The following is a 20,596-nucleotide window of genomic DNA, read 5'->3' on the forward strand; positions in this document are numbered from 1 at the left end:
TGCTGGTCCTCGTGCTTCTTGCTAGGTGCTTACTTGGCAGAGATGACGTCGACGACGAAGTACAGCGTGCTGCCGGCCGGGATGTTGGCCTGCTCCTGGTCGCCGTACCCGAGGGCCGGCGGGATCGCGAGCAGCACGCGGCTGCCGACCTTGACACCCTCGAGGCCGTAGGTCCAGCCCTGGACGACGCCGGTCAGCGCGAACTCCACCGGCTCCTTGCTGTAGCTCTCGTCGAACGGCTTCTTGGCGTCGTACGTCGAACCGAGGTAGTTGACCTTGACGGTCATGTCGGTGGTGAGCTCCTCGCCGTCACCCTCCGTGACGACGGTGCGCTTGAGCTCGTCGTCCGCCTTCGGCTCCGGGAGGCCGGTGAAGTCGAGGCCGACCGGCTTGCCCTTCTCCTCGACGACCTTCGGCATCTCGGAGGCGGGGACGTCCTGGGGCGTCGGCGGCACGTACATCTCCATGAGGTCGACGATGATCAGGACGGTGTCCTTGTTGCCGATGCCCATGTTCGGGTTGCCGGCCTCACCGAACGCCTCCTCGGCGGTCGTGGTCACGGCGACGCGCGAGCCGAGCTTCTGGCCGAGCACGGCGTCCTTGAACACCGGGCTCAGGTCCGCGCTCGCGGTCACGGTCTCGGCCGCCCCGCCCTCGTCGTACGTGCTGTAGGCCTGCTCCTGCGTGGTGCCGTTGCCGACCCACAGGTTCGCCTGGACCTGGTCGCCCTCGGCGACCTCGGCACCGTCGCCCTCGGTGACGACCGTGGTCTCGGTCTCGTCGGTGTCGAGCTCGCCGTCCCACTCGACCTCGGGCGCCGTGCCGATGTCACCGGTGATCACGATGCCGTGCAGGGCGTCGTCACTGCCGGAGGACTCACCGCCGCCGGAGTCGCTCCCGCAGGCGACCAGCGTGGTCGCGAGCAGTGCGGGGACGAGGAGAAGCGGGAGGCGTCGGAGACGTCGAGACACGAGTTCAACCTTCACAGTCGGGTGCTGGACAGCGCGGCCACACTATCCGGCGAGCCTGAGTGCGCGCTGTGAGGTGGGCCCTGTCGTGTTGCGGTTTGGTCACATACCGCACGTTCTCGGGGCTCCGGGACGCGGTTGGTGACCATTCCGCGTAGATCACATGCCGTCGATCAGCCGCTGGACCCTCTCGTCGTGGGCGCGGAACGGGTCCTTGCAGAGAACGGTGCGCTGCGCCTGGTCGTTCAGCTTCAGGTGCACCCAGTCGACGGTGAAGTCGCGCCGGCGCTCCTGGGCCTTGCGGATGAACTCACCGCGCAGCCGGGCCCGTGTGGACTGCGGCGGCACCGACTTGGCCTCGAAGATCTTCAGGTCGGTGGTGACCCGCGCGACCATGCCGCGCTTCTCGAGCAGGTAGTAGAGCCCGCGACCGCGGTGGATGTCGTGGTACGCGAGATCGAGCTGCGCGATCCGCGGGTGGCCGAGCGGGAGACCGTGCTTGGCGCGGTACTGCTCGATCAGCTTCCACTTGATGACCCAGTCGATCTCCCGGTCGACCAGGCTGAGGTCATCGGCCTCCACCGCCTTGAGCCCGCGCTCCCACAGGTCGAGCGCCGCCTCGATGGTCGGCGTACTGATCTCCCGGCGGTCCACGAAGTCGCGGGCCTTCTGGAGGTACTCCGCCTGGATCTCCAGGGCGCTCGCCTCCCGGCCGTTCGCCAGCCGGATCTTGCGGCGGCCGGTGACGTCGTGGGAGATCTCGCGGATCGCGCGGATCGGGTTCTCCATCGTGAGGTCGCGCATCACCACGCCCTCCTCGATCATCCGCAGCACCAGGTCGCAGCTGGCGACCTTGAGCATCGTGGTCGTCTCGCTCATGTTGCTGTCGCCGACGATCACGTGCAGGCGGCGGTACTTCTCCGCGTCCGCGTGCGGCTCGTCGCGGGTGTTGATGATCGGGCGGGACCGCGTGGTGGCGCTGGAGACGCCCTCCCAGATGTGCTCGGCGCGCTGGCTGACGCTGTAGCTGGCGCCGCGCGGGGTCTGGGTGATCTTGCCGGCGCCGACGATGATCTGGCGCGTCACGAGGAACGGGATCAGTACGTCGGCCAGCCTGGAGAACTCCCCCGCCCGGCCGACGAGGTAGTTCTCGTGGCAGCCGTAGGAGTTGCCCGCCGAGTCGGTGTTGTTCTTGAACAGGTAGATCTCGCCGGCGATGCCCTCGTCGTGCAGCCGCTGCTCGGCGTCCAGGAGCAGTCCCTCCAGGACCCGCTCCCCCGCCTTGTCGTGCGTCACTAGCTCGACGACGTCGTCGCACTCGGGCGTGGCGTACTCCGGGTGACTGCCGACATCGAGGTACAGACGGGCGCCGTTGCGCAGGAAGACGTTGCTGCTGCGCCCCCAGCTGACCACCTTGCGGAACAGGTAGCGCGCTACCTCATCCGGGCTGAGGCGGCGCTGACCCTTGAACGTGCACGTCACGCCGTACTCGTTCTCGATCCCGAAGATCCGCCGGTCCACGTCCTCAGCCTAGGCGCAGGTTGGTCGCTCGCGGGGCTCCTGATGCCGCGGTTTGGTCACCAACCGCAGGAAATCGGTGCCGAGTCATGCGATTCGTGACCAATCGATGAGCCCGTTCTGACGGCGCCAGCGGTTCATCATCCGCTCCCGGCCGGTCTCGGTGTACATCGAGTTGTCGACCAGCGCCTGCCAGCGCCAGAGGCGGCGCAGGTCGTGTCGGCGACCCAGCGCGCGGTCGATCTCGTGCATCACCACGCTGGCGTGGTTGATCAGGTCGTCGAGGACGAAGCCACGCCGGGTGTAGGAAGCGTCGGTGAGACGGCGCTCTCGACGAAGGTCGGATCGATGCTGCCGTTTGTCGCGGTGGTGTGCGCCGTCGTACTCATGAAGCATCGGGGTGCCCTCGATGAGGAGGTCCGCGCGGCCCAGGAACCGCCCGCGGTCGTCACGGATCTCGGCCTGGGCGGCGAACGGGACGTCCATCACGACGTGGAACTGCTGCAGCACGCTCTCTCCAGCTGACTCGGCGTGCCCGGTGGATCGGCGCCAGGCTTCGCGCAGCATCCGTACGCCGGGGCGCCTCGTGGCCAGGAGCAGCCCCATCCGATCCGGATCGAGGTCGCCGCATCGGTGCGCGGAGTCGACGAGCACCACGAGGTCGAGCAGGCTGAGGTCGCGCGCAGCGCGGAGCAGGATCTCCTCAGCAGCTTCGACCGGCAGGTCATGTCGTGTGGTTGGTCGCCGATCTCGGACCAGGCGCGACACGATGAGACCGTGCCGTCGGGGCCGGGGATCTTTCTGGTCGACCGCGACGAAGACCGGGATCTGCTCGGGGAGCTTGGGCAGCTGCCAGCCCAGCAGCCGCGCGGCGGTCAGGTGGGTGAAGACGGCCGACGGCGGAAGGACCAGGAGGTACGCCCGCAGGTCGCGCTCGAACTCCTCGTCCGCGGAGAGGTCGTTCCGCTTGCGCAGCCCGAGTCCGTGGCTGACTCGACGGTGCCCGGCGAGGCGCACCTCGCCCCGGAACGGCTGGTCCTCGGCCCTGATCTTCATGCCAAGACCGTGCGCCCGAACGGTCGTGGTCGAAACCGCCGGCTGTCGCGCCTGTGGATGAGCGCCTCACGCGACTGCCTGTTGACGCGGAATGGTCACCAACCGCAGACCGGGAGCGCTCCCGCACGCGGTTGGTGACCATTCCGCACGACGGGCGCAGGCGACCGAGGGTCGATCAGGCAGGCGGCGCAACCGGAGGCTCGTCGGAGCCGTCGGCCTCGGCGGGTGCCGACACGGCCGCGCCGCGGTCGCCCAGCAGCGCCTCGAGCCGGGCCGGGCTGAGCCGGCTGAACTTCCGGGGCTGGGTGCGGGTGCGGTCGAGGACGGCGACCTCGAGGTCCTCGACCGGGATGATCCGGTCGTCGGCCTCGGAGTGGCCGAGCGCGGCGACGGCGACCTGGAGGGCCGCCTCGAGGGCCGCACCCTCGGCGTAGCGCTCCTTGAGGTACCCCGCGACCACGTCGGCAGCGCCACCCATCACGGCGTAGCCATGCTCGTCGGCGACCTGGCCGTCGTACGTCAGCCGGTAGAGCTGGTCGTCGGCGGGGGCGTCGCCGATCTCGCCGACGAACAGCTCCACCTCGTACGGCTTCTCGCCACCCGACGAGAAGATCGTGCCGAGGGTCTGGGCGTAGGCGTTCGCGAGGCCGCGGCCGGTGACGTCGCGCCGGTCGTAGGCGTAGCCGCGCATGTCGGCGAGGCGTACGCCGGCGATGCGGAGGTTCTCGAACTCGTTGTACCGGCCGACCGCGGCGAACGCGATCCGGTCGTAGATCTCGGAGACCTTGTGCAGCGCCTGCGACGGGTTCTCGGAGACGAACAGGACGCCGTCGGCGTACTGCACCGCCACCACCGACCGGCCGCGGGAGATGCCCTTGCGCGCGAAGTCCGCGCGGTCCTTCATCAGCTGCTCGGGCGAGACGTAGTACGGCGTGCTCATCGGGCGTCACCCCCGGTGGTCAGCGGAGCGGCGGGTCCGTCGGGGCGGGTCATCCGCCCGGCGATCACGGCGTCCGCGATCGCGGCCACCTCGGTGTCGGGCAGCCGGCGGCCGCCGTCGGCGGTGATCACCTGCACGACCGGGAAGATCCGCCGGGTCAGGTCGGGGCCGCCGGTCGCGGAGTCGTCGTCGGCGGCGTCGTACAGCGCCTGCACGACCGCGGTCACGCAACCGGTGGCGTCGAGGTCCTCGCGATAGAGCTTCTTGAGCGAGCCGCGCGCGAACAGCGAGCCCGAGCCGACCGAGTGGAACGCGGTCTCCTCGTAGCGGCCGCCGGTGACGTCGTAGCTGAAGATCCGGCCCTGGTCCGACGTCAGGTCGAAGCCGGCGAAGAGCGGTACGACGGCCAGCCCCTGCATCGCCATGCCGAGGTTCGAGCGGATCAGCGTCGCGAGCCGGTTGGCCTTGCCGTCCATCGAGAGCGTGGTGCCCTCGATCTTCTCGTAGTGCTCGAGCTCGGTCTGGAACAGCCGCACCATCTCGACCGCGAGCCCGGCGGTGCCGGCGATGCCGACCGCGGAGTACTCGTCGGCCGGGAAGACCTTCTCGATGTCGCGCTGGGCGATGATGTTGCCCATCGTGGCGCGCCGGTCACCGGCCATCACCACGCCGCCGGGGAACGTCGCCGCCACGATCGTGGTGCCGTGCGGGGCGAGGTCGCCCGCGTGTCCCTGGGGTACGGCGCGACGCCCGGGCAGCAGGTCGGGTGCCTGCTCGGCGAGGAAGTCACTGAACGACGACATGCCCGGCTGCAGGAACGCGGCCGGGAGGCGCGGGTCGCCCAAGGCCTACTCCCCGCCCTTCTGGATGAACGACTTCACGAAGTCCTCGGCATTGGTCTCGAGCACGTCGTCGATCTCGTCGAGGATGTCGTCGATGTCGCTGTCGAGCGCTTCCTTGCGCTCGGCGACGTCGGTCTCGGGGGCCGTCTCGACGGCCTCCTCGGTCTCCGAGCCCTTGCGCGGCTGCTTCTGCTCCTGTGCCATACGTCGACCCTATCCACTCAACGGGTGAGAGCGGTGAACAAAGCCTCCGCCGTCTCACAGCGGTCGAGCAGCTCACCGACGTGCGCCTTGCTGCCGCGCAGCGGATCGATGGTCGGCACGCGCTGCAGCGACTCGCGCCCGGGCAGGTCGAAGATCACCGAGTCCCAGGACGCCGCGGCGACGTGCTCGGCGTACTTCTCCAGGCAGCGGCCGCGGAAGTACGCCCGCGTGTCCTCCGGCGGGTCGTGCATGGCGGCCTCGATCGAGACGTCGTCGAGCAGCCGCTCGATCCGGCCACCGGCCGCCAGCCGGTGGTAGAGACCCTTCTCGGGCCGGATGTCGGAGTACTGCAGGTCGATCAGCTGCAGCTTCGCGTCGTCCCACTCCAGCCCGTCGCGCTGGCGGTACTGCTCCAGCAGCTTCAGCTTCGCCACCCAGTCGAGCTCGCCGGCGCACAGCATCGGGTCGCGCTCGAGCCGGTCGAGCACCGACTCCCACCGCGCCAGCACGTCGACGGTCTGGGCGTCCGCGTCGGCGCCGTACCGGTCCTCGACGAACTTCTTGGCGAGGTCGAGGTACTCCAGCTGCAGCTGGACGCCGGTCAGCTTCCGCCCGTCGTGCAGGGTGACGGTGCGGCGCAGCGTCGGGTCGTGCGAGATCGCGCGCAGCCCGGCGACCGGGCCCTCGATGCTGAGGTCCGCGGTGATGAAGCGTTCCTCGATCATCGCCAGCACCAGCGCGGTCGTGCCGACCTTGAGGTACGTCGACACCTCGGCGAGGTTCGCATCGCCGATGATCACGTGCAGCCGTCGGTAGCGCTCCGGGTCCGCGTGCGGCTCGTCGCGGGTGTTGATGATCGGCCGCTTCAGCGTGGTCTCCAGGCCGACCTCGACCTCGAAGAAGTCCGCGCGCTGGCTGATCTGGAAGCCGTGCTCGCGCCCGTCCTGGCCGATGCCGACGCGCCCGGCGCCGCACACGACCTGGCGGCTGACGAAGAAGGGGGTGAGGTGCCGGACGATGTCGCCGAACGGCGTCGAGCGCCGCATCAGGTAGTTCTCGTGAGTGCCGTACGACGCGCCCTTGTTGTCGGTGTTGTTCTTGTACATCGCGATCGGCGCGCCGCCCGGCAGCTGGCTGGCGCGGCGCTGCGCGTCGAGCATGATCTGCTCCCCCGCCTTCTCCCAGCGCACCGCGTCGAGCGGGGTCGTCACCTCGGGCGAGGAGTACTCCGGGTGCGCGTGGTCGACGTACAACCGCGCGCCGTTGGTGAGGATGACGTTCGCGAGGCCGAGGTCCTCGTCGGTGAGCTGGGTCGGGTCGGCGACCTGCCGCGACATGTCGAAGCCGCGCGCGTCGCGCAGCGGTGACTCCTCCTCGAAGTCCCAGCGTGCGCGGCGCGCCTTGACGGTCGCCGACGCGTACGCGTTGACGACCTGCGAGGAGGCGACCATCGGGTTGGCCAGCGGCTGACCCTGCACGGCGATGCCGTACTCCACCTCGGTCCCCATGACCCGGCGCACGCTCATGTTGCCGAGCGTACGCGAGCGGTCCTCGCAGTAGCCTCGCTCCGTGGCCTTCTGGACCGACCGGGTCGTCCCGCGGATCGTCGACCGCGCCCTGTCCACCGACGACGTGATGGCGCTGCGGAGGCTCGCGTGCGCCGGTCTGCGCGGCCGGGTGCTGGAGATCGGGTTCGGCAGCGGCCTCAACACCGGCCTCTACCCCGCGGAGGTCGAGCGGGTCGACGCGGTCGAGCCCTCCGACCTCGGCTGGGAGATGTCGACGCAGCGGCGGGCGGGATCGCGCGTCCCGATCGAGCGCACCGGCCTCGACGGCCAGCGGCTGGCCGCAGGCGACGGTCAGTACGACGCGGTGCTGTCGACGTTCACGCTCTGCACTATCCCGGATGCAGGGCTCGCGCTCGCGGAGGTACGCCGGGTGCTGCGCCCGGGCGGGTCGTTCCACTTCCTCGAGCACGGGCTCGCTCCTGACCCCGGGGTCGCGCGCTGGCAGCGCCGCCTCGACCCCGTGCAGCGTCGCGTCGCGGGCGGCTGCCACCTCAGCCGGGACATCCCGGCTCTCGTCGCGGGCGCCGGTCTGACCGTCGGCTCCGTCGAGGCGGCGTACCTCCCCGGTCCGACGCTCGCGAAGCCCTGGGGCTACGGGTTCGTGGGGACGGCGACGGCGTGAGCGAGGAACGGGCGATCGCTGCCGCCGAAGCACTCGGGATCGCGTACGCCGTCACGCGGCACGGCCCGGTGCGCTCCCTCGAGGAGGCTGCGGCAGCGCGCGGGGTCGAGCCGCACCAGCTCGTGAAGACCATGGTGGTGAGGGTGAGCGAGGGCGACCACCGCTTCGTGCTCGTCCCGGGCGACCGCGAGATCGCGTGGCCCAAGCTGCGCGCGCTGCTCGGTGTGAACCGGCTCTCGATGCCGAGCGCGGAGGCGGCGTACGACGTCACCGGCTACGTGCGCGGGACGATCACACCCCTGGGCAGCAGTACGCCGCTGCCGGTGATCGCGGACGCGTCGATCGCGGGTGCCATCAGCATCGGCGGCGGCGCGCACGGCGTCGCGCTCACCGTCGACTCCGGTGAGCTCATCGCGGTGCTGGGTGCGACGGTCGCCGACGTCACTGAAGTGAGCGGCGCGTCCTCCACCAGCTGACGCTGCCAGCGCCCAGCCCGATCAGCACGACCCCGGTCCAGAACATGCACGTACGGTGCCCCGGGTCTCCCGGCGACAAACGCCGGGTCAGGCGAGGGCGGCGAGATCCGCGCGCGCGAGGTCGAGCACGCCGGTCGGCGTCAGCTGCTCCGCCTCCGCGCGGAGGTCGGCGATCTCGGACGGCTCGACGATGTCCTCGAGCGGCACGAACAGCCGCCCGCTGTGCCGGGCGATCGCCGGGCTGACCGTCGCGGCGCCGGGCTGCTCGTCCGCACTGATCAGCAGGAGTGCCGCGGTGCGCGTGTGGCCCGTCGCTGCCAGCAGCGCAGCGGCGTTGCGGGCGGTGGTCCACAGCTGGGTCGTGTGACCACTGCGACGCCAGGAGTCCAGCAGGTAGCCGAAGGTCCCGGCCGCGCCCACCACGTCGCCCGCGCGCGCCCGCGCGGAGGCGAGCGCCACGTTGGCGACGCCGTCCACGAACCACGCTCCGCAGCGCCTGGCCGCGTCGATCGCCTCCAGGTAGTGCGGGATCGACTGCTCCGGGGCGGCAGTGACGCGCAGCTCGCCCTCGACGTACGCCGTGTAGGCCGCGTGCGAGACGCTCCGGGTCTCCTGGTTGCACTGGTGGCTCCGGTCGAGCAGCAGGCGGGCCGCGGCGACGTCCCCGCCGTAGGACGTCGCGAGGGCGGCCGAGGTCAGCCAGACGCCGGCGGTCTGCGGCCGGGCCGCGGCGGCGCGGAACCAGCGCTCGCGCGCCAGGTCGAACCCGCCGCGGAAGTGCGCCACGCAGCCCTGCTCCGCCCAGGCGCGGTGCACCAGCACGGGATCGGGGTCCGGTCCGGCTGCGTCGAGGGACTGCTCTGCGAGGCTCGCAGCGAGGTCGAGGTCGCCGAGGAGCCGGGCACTGGCAGCGGCGAACCCCAGGACCGCGGCCCGGCGGGGGTCGTCGCGGAGGGAGGGGTCGGCGGCCAGCTCGAGCGCCCAGCTCCAGATCTCGCGCAGGTCGCGCCAGAGCGCTGCGTCGGCGAGCGCCAGGACGAGCGGGACCCGGAGGTCACCGTGCGCCGGCGCGAGGTCCCACGCGGCACGCAGGTTGTCGATCTCGGCTCGCAGCATCCGGTCGGCGAGGTCCTCGTCCGGTCCGATGGACGCGGCGGCGACCGCCTCGGCCACGGCGACGCACCGTTCGAGGAACCGGGCCTCGGCAGCGGTGGTCTCCCCGAGGGAGCGCAGCTCGTCGAGGAGGAAGGCGCGCACGGTGAACAGCAGCCGGAACCGCCCGGACCGGGGCTCGGCGACCACCAGGGACGAGTCGACCAGCCGGTGGAGCAGGTCCACCGGGTCGAGCCCGCCCGGCGCGAGCGTCTCGACGGTCGCGAGGTCCACACCTCCCGGGAACGGTGCCAGCGCCCGCAGCAGCGCCCGCTCGTCGTCGCCGAGGAGCTGGTAGGAGGAGCCGATCGTCGCCCGGAGCGTGCGCTGCCGGTCGTCGTCCGGGCCGCCCCGGCCGGTGGCGAGGTCGAGAGCGCGGTCGAGCCGTTCGCGGACCGCCCGGAGGGGCATCAGGCTAACCTGGCGGGCCGCCAGCTCGATGCCGAGCGGCAGGCCGTCGAGGGCGCGCAGGACCTCGACGACGTCCGCCGCGTCCTCGGGCTCCAGCTCGAACCCGGGACGGCGGCGACGTACGTGCTCGACGAACGCGCGCACGGCCGGCTGCCGTCGCAGCGCCCCGAGGTCGGCGGCGCTCCGTGGCACCGGCAGTGGCTGGATCCGGAGGACGTACTCCCCCGGCACGTGCAGCGTGACCCGCGAGGTGGCGAGCACCCGCACGCCCGGCGCAAGACGCCGCACGGTCGACACGAGGTCGCGGCAGGCGTCGGGCAGGTGCTCGCAGTTGTCCAGGACCAGGAGCAGGTCCCGCCCCGCGAGGGCGGCGGCGACGTCGGCGGCGCGCACCGTCCCCGCGACGCGCAGGCCGAGGGTCGACGCGACCGCCTGGCAGAGCCGGTCCGGCCTGTCGACCGCTGCCAGGTCGGCCACCACCACGTCGCTCGCCGTGGTGGCGGAGACCTCGGCGGCCACGTCGAGCGCCAGCCGGGTCTTGCCCACCCCGCCGGGACCGGCGATCGTCACCGCGGCGTGCGAGCCCAGCAGGCGCAACACCGCCTCGCGGTCCTGCTGGCGGCCCACGAGCGGGCCGTCGGGACGGCCGACCACGTGCCGCACCGTCGGTCCGGTGATCCCGGCGGCCACCTGTTGCTCGAGCTCGGCCAGGGCGGCCCCCGGGTCGAGGCCGGTCTCGTCGGCCAGGCGGGCGCGGTACTCGCGCGCTGCGTCCATCGCCTCCGCCGTACGACCCTCGGTGGCGAGGGCGCGCACGAGCAGCAGGACCGTGCGCTCGCGCAGGGGGTCGGCGACCACGGCCGCCGCGGCATCGGCAGCGACGGCGAGGTCGCCGGTGCGCAGGCGCGCCTCGAGGAGGTCGTCGGCCAGCCGTACCCGCAGCTCGTCCAGGCCGACCGCCTCGGCCTCCAGGCCCGCGATGGCCCGGAACTCCTCCAGCGCCGGTGCCCGCCACAGCGCGAGGGCCTCGCGCGGCCGGTCGGCGGCGGCGAGCCGGCGGGCCTCGTCGACATCGAGCTCGTCGGTCAGGAGGTCGAGCACGTAGCCGCCGCCGCGTCGTTGCAGGCGCTCGGCGTACGGCTTCAGATGGCCGCGGAGCCGGGAGACGTGGTTGTACAGCGCCTGGTCGGCGTTCACCGGCGGGTCGTCCGGCCACAGCGCGTCGACCAGTCGGTCCGTCCCGACGAGGCGGCCGGCGCCGAGGGCGAGCACGGCGAGCAGGGCTCGGCGTTGCGGACCGGGTACGTCGACAGGACGGCCGTCGACGTGGAGCGCGAGCGGTCCCAGGACGTCCACGCGCACGGCGTGGACGGACCGGTCGGCGGCGCTCATGCAGGCACTGTGCCCGAGCACCGCCGGGAGCGTCATCCGGTTTGGCGGGGCTCGGCGAGGTACTCGGTCGCGACCCAGGCGCGGAACCGTTCGATCCCGACGGCCGACACCAGGCCCGCTGTCTGGGACTCCTGGAGCAGCAGGGCGGCGACCTTGCGGTCGAGGAGATGGCCGGACAGGGGCAGGTGAACGGCCAGTTCGTCGACGCTGCAGATGCGCGGGCGGCCGAGCTCGAAGACCCCGAAGTCCGAGTCGAGCTCGGGGTCGACGGCCGGCTCGACCATGACGGCATGCAGGAGTCGTGGTCCGGCGTCGCCCCGGAGGGCGAGGTCGACCCAGCGGCTGACGGCCCGGTGGTCGGGGTGACCCGTGAACCCGTCCGGCCCGAACGTGATGACGGTGTCGGGCCGCACCTCGTCGACCAGGCAGCGCAGCTTCTCGGCTGCGCCGACCGGGTCGTCCTCGGCGCAGTGCCCGTCGGCGTGGTCCAGCCAGTGGTGCTCGGCCACCCCGAGGACCGCCAGGGCGTCCTCGAGCTCGGCGGTGCGGCGTCGTGCGAGAGCGGCCCGCTCCCCCGGCGTCGCATCCGGGTCGGCCGCCTCACCGCGCGTGGCGGTCACGCAGACGACGCGGTTGCCGGAGTCGCGGAGGGCGGCCGTCAGGCCGCCGACGAGGTAGGTCTCGTCGTCGGGATGGGCCCACACGGTGAGCACGGTGCCGAGCCGGTCGAAGTCGATCATGGGTTCACTCTCCCGTCGTCCGCTGTCACGAGCCTGTCACGGAGTCCGGCAGCGCGGTGACAGCGCGGTGACAGCGGTGACCTGGACGGTGGTCCTCCGCCGACGCCGACCGGGCGCCGACGAACGAGAGGAAGAACATGACCACCCAGCTGGACGCACCCACGATCGACGTCGCCGCCGTCGAGGAGTTCTACGGCAAGGTCGCCGTCGACCAGGCCGCCGCCTACAACGCCGTGCTCGCCTACCTCGGCGACCGCCTCGGCCTGTGGAGCGCGCTGGCCTCCGTCGACGCGGCCACGAGCGCGCAGCTCGCCGAGCGCTCCGGTCTGGCCGAGCGCTACCTCCGTGAGTGGCTCGCCGCCCAGGCCGCCGCCGGCTACATCACCTACGACGCAGCGACGCAGGCGTTCAGCCTCTCGGCGGAGGCCGCCCTGGTCCTCGCCGACGAGGGCAGCGCCGTCTTCGCAGGTGCGACGTACGAGGTCATCGCCGCCGTGTGGGCCGCGACCGACAAGCTCGCGAACGCGTACGCGACCGGCGAGGGTGTGGCGTGGGACGACCACGACCCGCGGCTCTACACCGGGGTCGACCGGTTCTACAGCGTCGCGTATCGCGCCTCCCTGGTCGCCGAGTGGCTGCCGGCCGTCGACGGGCTCGTCGCGCGGCTCGAGGCGGGCATCCGGGTCGCCGACATCGGGTGCGGGCTCGGGACGGCCACCATCTTGATGGCCGAGGCGTTCCCGCGCTCGACGTTCGTCGGCATCGACAACCACGAGGAGTCGATCCGGCGGGCCCGCGTGGCCGCGCAGGGTGCCGGGGTGGGCGACCGGGTGCGCTTCGAGGTCGGCGACGCGTCGTCGTACGCCGGCGACTTCGACCTGGTCTGCTTCTTCGACGCCCTCCACGACCTGGGCGACCCGGTCGGGGCGCTCGAGCACGCCCGCGGTCTGCTGGCCCCCGGCGGCGTGGTGTTCGCGGTCGAGCCGTTCGCCGAGGACACCCTGGAGGCGAACCTGGCCAACCCGGTCGCGCTGCCGTTCTACGCCGCCAGCTCGTGCCTGTGCGTCCCGCACAGCCTGGCCGACGGCGGCGCCGCGCTCGGTGCGCAGGCCGGACCGGCACGGCTGACCGCGGCGTTCGTCGAGGCCGGCTACACCACCGCGCGGGTGGCCGCGGCCACCGTCGGCAACCTGGTGCTCGAGGCGCGCGCCTGAGCCGCCCAGGGGCGCGGAATGGTCACCAACCGCATGACGGGAACGCTCCCATCTGCGGTTGGTGACCATTCCGCATGGTCAGGACGCCGCTGCTCCTAGAGGTACTGACCGGTGTTGGAGACCGTGTCGATGGAGCGCCCCGGCTCGGTGCCCTGCTTGCCGGTGATGAGCGTGCGGATGAAGACGATCCGCTCGCCCTTCTTGCCGGAGATGCGGGCCCAGTCGTCCGGGTTGGTGGTGTTCGGGAGGTCCTCGTTCTCCTTGAACTCGTCCACGCACGCCTGGAGCAGGTGCGAGACCCGCAGGCCGTGCTGGTCGTGGTCGAGGAAGTCCTTGATCGCCATCTTCTTGGCGCGGTCGACGATGTTCTGGATCATCGCGCCCGAGTTGAAGTCCTTGAAGTACAGGACCTCCTTGTCGCCGTTGGCGTAGGTGACCTCCAGGAAGCGGTTCTCCTCGGTCTCGGTGTACATCCGCTCGACCGTGGCCCGGATCATCCCGGCGACCGTCGCGTCGCGGTCGCCGCCGAACTCGGCGACGTCGTCGGCGTGCAGCGGCAGGGAGGTCGTGAGGTACTTGCTGAAGATGTCGCGCGCGGACTCGGCGTCCGGGCGCTCGATCTTGATCTTCACGTCCAACCGGCCGGGCCGCAGGATCGCGGGGTCGATCATGTCCTCGCGGTTGGACGCACCGATGACCAGCACGTTCTCGAGCAGCTCGACGCCGTCGATCTCGCTGAGCAGTTGCGGGACGATGGTGTTCTCGACGTCGGAGGAGACACCGGAGCCGCGGGTGCGGAACAGCGAGTCCATCTCGTCGAAGAACACGATCACCGGCGTGCCGGAGCTGGCCTTCTCGCGCGCCCGCTGGAAGACCAGGCGGATGTGGCGCTCGGTCTCGCCGACGTACTTGTTGAGCAGCTCGGGGCCCTTGATGTTGAGGAAGTACGACTTCCCCTCCTGGCCCGTCTTCGCGGCGACCTTCTTGGCCAGCGAGTTCGCGACAGCCTTGGCGATCAGCGTCTTGCCGCAGCCCGGAGGGCCGTAGAGCAGCACGCCCTTCGGCGGGCGGAGCTCGTGCTCCTTGAACAGCTCCGGGTGCAGGTACGGCAGCTCGACGGCGTCCTGGATCGCCTCGATCTGCCCGCTGAGACCGCCGATCGACTCGTAGGCGATGTCCGGGACCTCTTCGAGGACGAGCTCCTCGACCTCGGACTTCGGGACCTTCTCGTAGACGTAGCCGGCGCGGGAGTCCAGCAGCAGCGAGTCCCCGGCGCGGATCGTGTCGGCCAGCAGCGGCTCGGCGATGCGGACGACGCGCTCCTCGTCGGCGTTCGCGATCACCAGGGCGCGCTCGCCGTCGGCGAGCAGCTCCTTGAACATCACGACCTCGCCGACCTGCTCGAACTCGAGCGCAGCGACGACGTTGAGCGCCTCGTTGAGCATGACCTCCTGGCCGCGCTGCAGGCTGTCGACGTCGACGCTGGGGCTGACGTTGACGCGCAGCTTCCGGCCGCCGGTGAAGACATCGATCGACTCGTCCTCGTTGCGGCCGAGGAACGTGCCGAAGCCGGCCGGCGGCTGGGCCAGCCGGTCGACCTCCTCCTTGAGCTTCAGGATCTGGTCGCGGGCCTCGCGCAGGGTCTGCGCCAAGCGTTCGTTCTGCGACGTCAGGCCGGCCAGCGAGCGCTGGGCGTCGGCCAGTCGGAGCTCGAGGCCGCGTGAACCTGGAGGCCCGTCACTCAACCGGCGGCGGAGGTCCGAGACCTCTGCCTCCAGGAGTCGGACCTGGCTCACGAGCTCCTCGGGGCTGCGACCTCCCGAGCCGGACAGACCTTCAGATGTCGACATCAGCGCCACCTCCTGTCCGATTGACCCTACCCGCGAGACCCCGGGACGGAAGGGCACATTTCGCGGTGTTGGTCACGATTTGGACATCGGGTGTCGCGAAGCGACCTACTCGGTGGACTCCCCGGTGGACTCCCCGGTGGGCTCCTCGACCGGAATGCCGGCCGGTCGCGGGCCGGTGTAGTCGGGCCCGTAGGCACCCGGGGCGGGGCGCCGCTTCTTCAGCGGTGGCTTCTGTCCGGGGGCCATCCGGCGCGCGGTGACGAGGAAGGCGGTGTGGCCGATCATCTTGTGGCCGGGGCGTACGGCGAGTCCCTCGACGTGCCAGTCGCGCACCAGCGACTCCCAGGCCTGCGGCTCGGTGAAGCCGCCGTGGACCCGGACGGTCTCCACGAACTTCGACAGCTGCGTGGTCGTCGCGACGTACGCGCAGACGATGCCGCCGGGGCGCAGCGCGTCGGCGGTGGCCTCGAGGCAGTCCCACGGCGCGAGCATGTCGAGGATGACGCGGTCGGCGCGCTCGCCGGACGCGGGCAGCGCCTCGGCGAGGTCGCCGAGCGTGAGGTTCCACGCCGGGTGGGACTGGCCTTCCGGGGCGCCGAAGAACTGGTTGACGTTCTTGCGGGCGACGTCGGCGAACTCCTCGCGGCGCTCGTACGACGACACGCGGCCGTACGGTCCGACCGCGCGGAGCAGCGAGCAGGTCAAGGCGCCGGAGCCGACGCCCGCCTCGACGACGTGGGCGCCGGGGAAGATGTCGGCGAGCGCGACGATCTGGGCGGCGTCCTTGGGGTACACGACCGCCGCGCCGCGCGGCATCGAGACCACGAACTCCGACAGCAGTGGACGGAAGCAGAGGTACTCGCCGCCGGCCGACGAGGTGACCGTGAAGCCCTCCTCGCGCCCGATCAGCTCGTCGTGCTCGATGTGGCCGCGGTTGGAGAAGAACCGCTTGCCCTCGACGAGCTCGAAGTTGTGGCGACGACCCTTCTGGTCGACCAGCCGGATCCACTCACCGACGCGGAGCGGTCCGCGGTGGACGCCGGACCATGCCTCGGCGGGGACATCGGGGGCGACCTCAGGGCTCTCGGACACCCCGGAACTCTAGGGGGATGTGCCGCGGAACGCCCTATCGACGTCGGCGGTCGACAGCACGCCCAGGACGGTGCCGTCGGCCTCGACGAGGAGGTACTCGGTGGCTGGCGTGCGACTGATCGCGATCACCAGCTCGTCGCCGTGGATGTCGGCCGGCAGCCGCAGACCGCTCTCGAGCGTCCGCGCGACCGACGACACCTGCACCCACGGCCTGCGGTCCTCGGGCGTGGCCGCCAGCGCGGCCTCGTTCACGATGCCGACGGGCTCGCCCGCCGCCGTGGAGGTGACGATGCTGCCGGCGCCGGCGTCCTGCGCCCGGCGTACCGCCTCGGCCAGCGGCAGATCACCGGGTACGGCGAGCGCGGGCCGGACGAGCCGGCGCGCGACGAGGTCGGGCAGCCGGCGGCGCATCCGGGCCGACGCCATCGCCGCCGTGGAGCCCGACCACAGGAACGCCGCCACGATGAAGGCGAGCGCGAAGTCGAGGATGTCCGGCTCGTCGTCGATGACGCGACTCTGCAGCAGCGGCCAGGCCATCGCCGCCACCGCGGTGATCCGGCCGCCCCAGCCGGCGACGATCGTCCCGAGGTGGACGTCGCCGCCGAGGCGCCAGACGAGCGACTTGAGCACGCGGCCGCCGTCGAGCGGCAGGCCGGGGACGAGGTTGAGGATGCCGACCAGGAGGTTCGCGCCGGCCAGCCCGCCGACGGCCATCTGCAGCAGACCGTCGGGGGTGAACGGATGCAGGAGGAGGGCGACCAGTCCGACCCCGATCGAGGTGAGCGGCCCGACGACCGCGATGAAGAACTCCTGGCGCGCGGTCCGCGCCTCGCCCTCGATCGCGGTCATGCCGCCCAAGAAGTGGAGCGTGATCGAGGAGACCGGGAAGCCGTAGCGCCGCGCCATGATCGCGTGCGAGGCCTCGTGCAGCAGTACCGAGAGGTACAGGATCACCGCGAACGCGAAGCCGGCGAGGTACTTCCACGCGCCGAGCCCCGGCTGCTCGACCTCCACCGCCGGCGCGATGATGATCGCGATCAGGCCGGCGACGAGGAACCACGACGACGACACGAGGACGTCGCTGCCCGCGATCGTGCCGATCTTGAACGTGCCCGCGGGGCGGGGCCGGGTGGGTTGGTCGGGCACGGTTCGAGGCTAGCCGAAGGAGTGTCCGTGCCCTGTCCACGGGCTCGCCTAGGGTGAGCGCGTGAGCGTGCAGCAGGACTCCCCGGCCGAGCGCCTCGGCACCCCGGTCGACGGCGTCGAGGTCCTGGGCGCGCTCTCGCCGAGCCGGGCCGGCGACTTCATCAGCTGCCCGCTGCTGTTCCGCTACCGCACCATCGACAAGCTGCCCGAGCCGCCGTCGCCCGACGCCGTGCGCGGGACGGTCGTCCACAAGGTGCTGGAGGACCTCTTCGACCTCCCGGCGGCGGAGCGTACGCCGGAGCGGGCCGGCGGCATGCTCGCTCCTGCCTGGGACGCGCTGGTCGAGCTGGAGCCGGCGCTCGCCGACATGCCTGCGTCGCCGGAGTGGCTGGCGTCGTGCCGTGAGGTCCTCGACCGCTACTTCACGCTCGAGGACCCGCGTCGCCTCGAGCCCGCCGAGCGGGAGCTGTACGTCGAGGCGCTCCTCGACTCGAAGCTGCTGCTGCGCGGCTTCGTCGACCGGATCGACGTCGCGCCCGACGGGGCCATCCGCGTGGTCGACTACAAGACCGGCCGGTCCCCCGGTGAGATGTTCGAGGCCAAGGCGCTGTTCCAGATGAAGTTCTACGCCCTGGTCATCTGGCGCACCCGCGGGATCGTGCCCGCGATGCTGCAGCTGGTGTACCTCGGCAACGGCGAGATCCTGCGCTACGTCCCCGACGAGCGGGACCTGCTGGCCACCGAGCGCAAGGTCGAGGCGATCTGGCGCGCCATCCGGCTGGCCGACGAGGAGAGCGACTGGCGTCCGAACCCGGGCCGGCAGTGCGACTGGTGCGCCCACCAGGCGATCTGTCCGGCCTGGGGCGGCACTCCCCCGCCGCTGCCGGAGTAGTCGCCGTTCATCGTGCGGAATGGTCACCAACCGCACGCGGGAACGCTCCCAACGTGCGGTTGGTGACCATTCCGCGACAGATCCGGCGCGTCAGAGACCGTTCCGCTCGGCCCAGAGCGCGGCCTGGGTGCGGTCGGAGACGCCGATCCGGGCGAACGCCGATGTCAGGTGCGCCTTGACGGTCCGCTCGCTGATGTCGAGGCGACGGGCGATCTGCTTGTTCGCCAGACCGGCGCGCACCAGGGTGAGGACCTCGGTCTCGCGACTGGTCAGCTGGACCTGGCTGGAGCCGGCGCGGACGCCGAGCAGCGCGCGGGCGGCCTTCGGGTGGATCGGGGACTCGCCACGGCTGACCGCGCGGATGCCCTGCAGCACGTCCTCGGGGTCGGCGTCCTTGAGCAGGTAGCCGACGGCGCCCGCGTCGAGAGCGGCGATGATCCGCTCGCTGTCGGAGAACGACGTCAGCACGAGCACGTCGACTCCGAGGTCCTCGCTCATGATCGAGCGGGTCGCGGCGACGCCGTCGACCTCGGGCATCTGCAGGTCCATGAGGACGACGTCCGGGCGGATCCGGCGTACGACGTCCAGCGCCTCGGCGCCGTTCGCGGCGGTGCCGACGACCTCGATGTCGTCGGTGCCACCGAGCAGCTGCTCGAGGCCGGCCCGGATGACCGCGTGGTCGTCGACCAGGACGACTCGGATGGGTGTCGTGGTCACTGGGCATCCACCTCCATGATCACGGTCGTCCCCTCTCCGGGCGCAGAGCGCACCTCCAGGGTGCCGCCGTTGTCAACGACCAGGCTGCGCAGGCCGCGCAACCCGTAGCTGTGCGGGTCCTGGACGACGGCCGGGTTGAACCCGACCCCGTCGTCGACGACCTCGAGGATCAGCCGCCTGCCGTCCGCGTTGACGGTGACGGCCAGGGTCGAGGCCTGGCTGTGCCGGATCGCGTTGCGGACCGCCTCCTGGGCGACCCGCCACACCAGCGCCGCCTTGTCGTCCGACACCGTCTCGGCGCCCTCGACGCTCACCGACGCCTGGACGCCGGCGGTGCTGGCGGACGCGATCAGATCGGACAGTGCCGCGGGAAGCCCGGCGGCGTGCAGGTCCGGCGGGTGGATCTCGGCGAGCAGCGAGCGCAACGACTTGAGGCTGGTGCGCAGGGACGTGCCCGCGGCCTCCAGGGTGTCGCGGGAGTCGTCGGCCGTCTCGGGGTTGCGGGCGACCGCGCTGACCGCGAACGCCGAGCCGGCGAGGTCCTGGACGACGCTGTCGTGCAGGTCGCGGGCGATGCGGCGACGCTCGGCGTCGGAAGCGTCCATCGCGGAGCGCATCAGGCGCTCCTCCTCCTGGGCGCCGCGGCGGACCTGACGGGTCAGGCCGGCGAGGATCGCGGTGGCGACCAGGATCATCAGGACCAGCGGGCCGAGGGTGATCCAGCGGAACGCCGAGAAGATCTCGTTGCTCCGGGCCTCGATCTCGTCCAGCGTGTAGTACGCCTCGAGGAGAAGCGGCTCGCCCTCGGGAGACATGATCTGGGTGTAGGTCTGGACGAGTCCCCCGTCAGGGATCACGGCCTCGTCCGTCTCACTGACGCCCTGGCTCTCCGCGAGCTCGGCACGGAATCGCGCGAGCTCGACGTTCTCCGGCCGGTCCGGGTCGGCGACGCCGCCGCCCCGACCGCCGTTCTCCAGCACGGTGAGCTGGTCGTCGTCCAGGCCGAACCGCTGACCGACCAGCGGCATGGCATCGCTGGAGTAGACGATGCGACCGTCGCGGGTCCAGATGTTGACCCGGTCGACGGTCTCGACCTTGAGGAGTCTCGGCGTGACCGTGCGGTCCATCTGGTCCGCCTTGGCGATCTTGCGACGAGTGACGTTGCTCAGGCCCTTGGGTACGTCCGGCCCGATGACCGAGTCGGCGAGCACCTGGGTGGTGCCTTGCGCCTCGGCGATGGCCTCCTGGCGGGCGGCGCGGTCGGCGAGCTTGTTGGTGCCGAGGAAGATCGCGACGACGGTGAAGGTCCCGATCAGCAGGAAGAGCGCGACCGGACTGCGAAGGACGCGCAAGCGGGTCACCTTTCGACGGGGCCCGCTCAGGATAGGTCCTTCACCTGAGGACTCAGTAAGGGACGTACGCCCGGCAGACCTCGCCGGTACGAGCGTTCTCGGCCCGGAAGACGATGTCGTCGGTGCCGTAGGCATTCAGCATGACGCTGTTGACGCGGAAGCTGATGCCCGAGTCCTCGCTGCCGCGAGAGCGGCCGGAGTCGGAGACCTCGCCGTTGTGCTTCAGCTTCCAGTCCCACGAGTCGGTGTCGTTGCTCCAGACGGTGCCGATCACGACCAGCCGGAAGCTGTTGTTCTCTGCCGTCCCGACCTTGAGCTTGGCTCGCGTCGACGTACCGGCGCCACACGGGTCGCGGTCGACCTGAGGGTCCTGCGCGTTCCCGCCATCACTCCAAGCCACGCTAGGCGTGACAAGGAGGGCCGCTGCACCCAGCGCAAGGCTGA

The 20,596-nt window shown here is 71.4% G+C and carries 19 protein-coding genes; 4 read left to right on the top strand and 15 right to left on the bottom strand.

The features are described from left to right. Nucleotides 1-29: 29 nt before the first annotated feature. The 7 genes from MJ604_RS07155 to dop all read right to left on the bottom strand — a co-directional run bounded on the left by MJ604_RS07155 (nt 30) and on the right by dop (nt 7,054). Nucleotides 30-971 carry an FKBP-type peptidyl-prolyl cis-trans isomerase gene (locus MJ604_RS07155; RefSeq protein ID WP_243057633.1) on the bottom strand — a complete coding sequence of 314 codons (942 nt, stop codon included), beginning with the start codon at nt 969-971 and terminating at the stop codon, nt 30-32. Between the two features lie 156 nt (nt 972-1,127). Next, nucleotides 1,128-2,489 carry a Pup--protein ligase gene (pafA, locus tag MJ604_RS07160; RefSeq protein ID WP_243057634.1) on the bottom strand — a complete coding sequence of 454 codons (1,362 nt, stop codon included), beginning with the start codon at nt 2,487-2,489 and terminating at the stop codon, nt 1,128-1,130. An 84-nt stretch (nt 2,490-2,573) separates the two neighbouring features. Further along, a complete protein-coding gene (locus tag MJ604_RS07165; protein WP_243057635.1) occupies nt 2,574-3,542 on the bottom strand; it encodes a hypothetical protein in 969 nt (322 codons plus the stop codon). 175 nt (nt 3,543-3,717) lie between these two features. After that, a complete protein-coding gene (prcA, locus tag MJ604_RS07170; protein WP_243057636.1) occupies nt 3,718-4,482 on the bottom strand; it encodes a proteasome subunit alpha in 765 nt (254 codons plus the stop codon). Next, the gene (prcB, locus tag MJ604_RS07175; protein WP_374458340.1) at nt 4,479-5,285 is read right to left on the bottom strand and encodes a proteasome subunit beta; all 807 of its coding nucleotides are present in this window, start codon (nt 5,283-5,285) and stop codon (nt 4,479-4,481) included. The genes prcA and prcB overlap by 4 nt, the downstream gene beginning before the upstream one ends. A 45-nt stretch (nt 5,286-5,330) precedes the next feature. After that, entirely contained in the window at nt 5,331-5,528 is a 198-nt protein-coding gene (locus MJ604_RS07180) for a ubiquitin-like protein Pup (RefSeq protein ID WP_243057638.1), read from the bottom strand. Nucleotides 5,529-5,545: 17 nt separating this feature from the next. Next, nucleotides 5,546-7,054, bottom strand: coding sequence for a depupylase/deamidase Dop (gene dop, locus MJ604_RS07185; RefSeq protein ID WP_279235511.1), 1,509 nt, complete (start codon nt 7,052-7,054; stop codon nt 5,546-5,548). A 43-nt stretch (nt 7,055-7,097) separates the two neighbouring features. Here dop and MJ604_RS07190 point away from each other — a divergent pair, with 43 nt between their 5' ends. Both MJ604_RS07190 and MJ604_RS07195 read left to right on the top strand, forming a co-directional pair. Then, nucleotides 7,098-7,718, top strand: a complete 621-nt coding sequence (locus tag MJ604_RS07190) for a class I SAM-dependent methyltransferase (RefSeq protein WP_243057639.1) — start codon at nt 7,098-7,100, stop codon at nt 7,716-7,718. Next, complete coding sequence (locus MJ604_RS07195; protein ID WP_243057640.1) at nt 7,715-8,194, top strand: aminoacyl-tRNA deacylase; 480 nt, start codon at nt 7,715-7,717, stop codon at nt 8,192-8,194. The genes MJ604_RS07190 and MJ604_RS07195 overlap by 4 nt, the downstream gene beginning before the upstream one ends. An 87-nt stretch (nt 8,195-8,281) precedes the next feature. Here the strand turns inward: MJ604_RS07195 and MJ604_RS07200 are convergent, their stop codons facing one another. Next, nucleotides 8,282-11,149: a BTAD domain-containing putative transcriptional regulator gene (locus tag MJ604_RS07200; RefSeq protein WP_243057641.1), complete on the bottom strand. Its 2,868-nt coding sequence runs from the start codon at nt 11,147-11,149 to the stop codon at nt 8,282-8,284. 32 nt (nt 11,150-11,181) lie between these two features. Beyond that, nucleotides 11,182-11,889 carry a PIG-L deacetylase family protein gene (locus MJ604_RS07205; protein WP_243057642.1) on the bottom strand — a complete coding sequence of 236 codons (708 nt, stop codon included), beginning with the start codon at nt 11,887-11,889 and terminating at the stop codon, nt 11,182-11,184. 137 nt (nt 11,890-12,026) lie between these two features. Between MJ604_RS07205 and MJ604_RS07210 the strand changes: the two genes are divergently transcribed. After that, a complete protein-coding gene (locus MJ604_RS07210) occupies nt 12,027-13,103 on the top strand; it encodes a class I SAM-dependent methyltransferase (protein ID WP_243057643.1) in 1,077 nt (358 codons plus the stop codon). A 95-nt stretch (nt 13,104-13,198) separates the two neighbouring features. Here the strand turns inward: MJ604_RS07210 and arc are convergent, their stop codons facing one another. From arc to MJ604_RS07225, 3 genes are all read right to left on the bottom strand, one after another. Then, a complete protein-coding gene (gene arc / locus MJ604_RS07215) occupies nt 13,199-14,953 on the bottom strand; it encodes a proteasome ATPase (protein ID WP_243057644.1) in 1,755 nt (584 codons plus the stop codon). A gap of 105 nt (nt 14,954-15,058) precedes the next feature. After that, the gene (locus MJ604_RS07220; RefSeq protein ID WP_308194115.1) at nt 15,059-16,045 is read right to left on the bottom strand and encodes a tRNA (adenine-N1)-methyltransferase; all 987 of its coding nucleotides are present in this window, start codon (nt 16,043-16,045) and stop codon (nt 15,059-15,061) included. Between the two features lie 9 nt (nt 16,046-16,054). Next, nucleotides 16,055-17,191, bottom strand: a complete 1,137-nt coding sequence (locus MJ604_RS07225) for a site-2 protease family protein (protein WP_243057645.1) — start codon at nt 17,189-17,191, stop codon at nt 16,055-16,057. A 61-nt stretch (nt 17,192-17,252) separates the two neighbouring features. Between MJ604_RS07225 and MJ604_RS07230 the strand changes: the two genes are divergently transcribed. Further along, nucleotides 17,253-18,083: a PD-(D/E)XK nuclease family protein gene (locus tag MJ604_RS07230; RefSeq protein WP_243057646.1), complete on the top strand. Its 831-nt coding sequence runs from the start codon at nt 17,253-17,255 to the stop codon at nt 18,081-18,083. A 90-nt stretch (nt 18,084-18,173) separates the two neighbouring features. On the opposite strand, the gene MJ604_RS07235 is transcribed toward MJ604_RS07230, so the two are convergent. From MJ604_RS07235 to MJ604_RS07245, 3 genes are read right to left on the bottom strand one after another with little or no spacing between them, the layout of a single operon-like run. Continuing rightward, entirely contained in the window at nt 18,174-18,800 is a 627-nt protein-coding gene (locus MJ604_RS07235) for a response regulator transcription factor (protein WP_243057647.1), read from the bottom strand. Then, nucleotides 18,797-20,152, bottom strand: a complete 1,356-nt coding sequence (locus tag MJ604_RS07240; RefSeq protein WP_243057648.1) for a sensor histidine kinase — start codon at nt 20,150-20,152, stop codon at nt 18,797-18,799. The genes MJ604_RS07235 and MJ604_RS07240 overlap by 4 nt, the downstream gene beginning before the upstream one ends. A 52-nt stretch (nt 20,153-20,204) precedes the next feature. After that, complete coding sequence (locus MJ604_RS07245) at nt 20,205-20,552, bottom strand: hypothetical protein (protein ID WP_243057649.1); 348 nt, start codon at nt 20,550-20,552, stop codon at nt 20,205-20,207. Nucleotides 20,553-20,596 lie beyond the last annotated feature (44 nt).

The organism is Nocardioides sp. SR21 (assembly GCF_022761125.1).
GTDB lineage: Bacteria > Actinomycetota > Actinomycetes > Propionibacteriales > Nocardioidaceae > Nocardioides.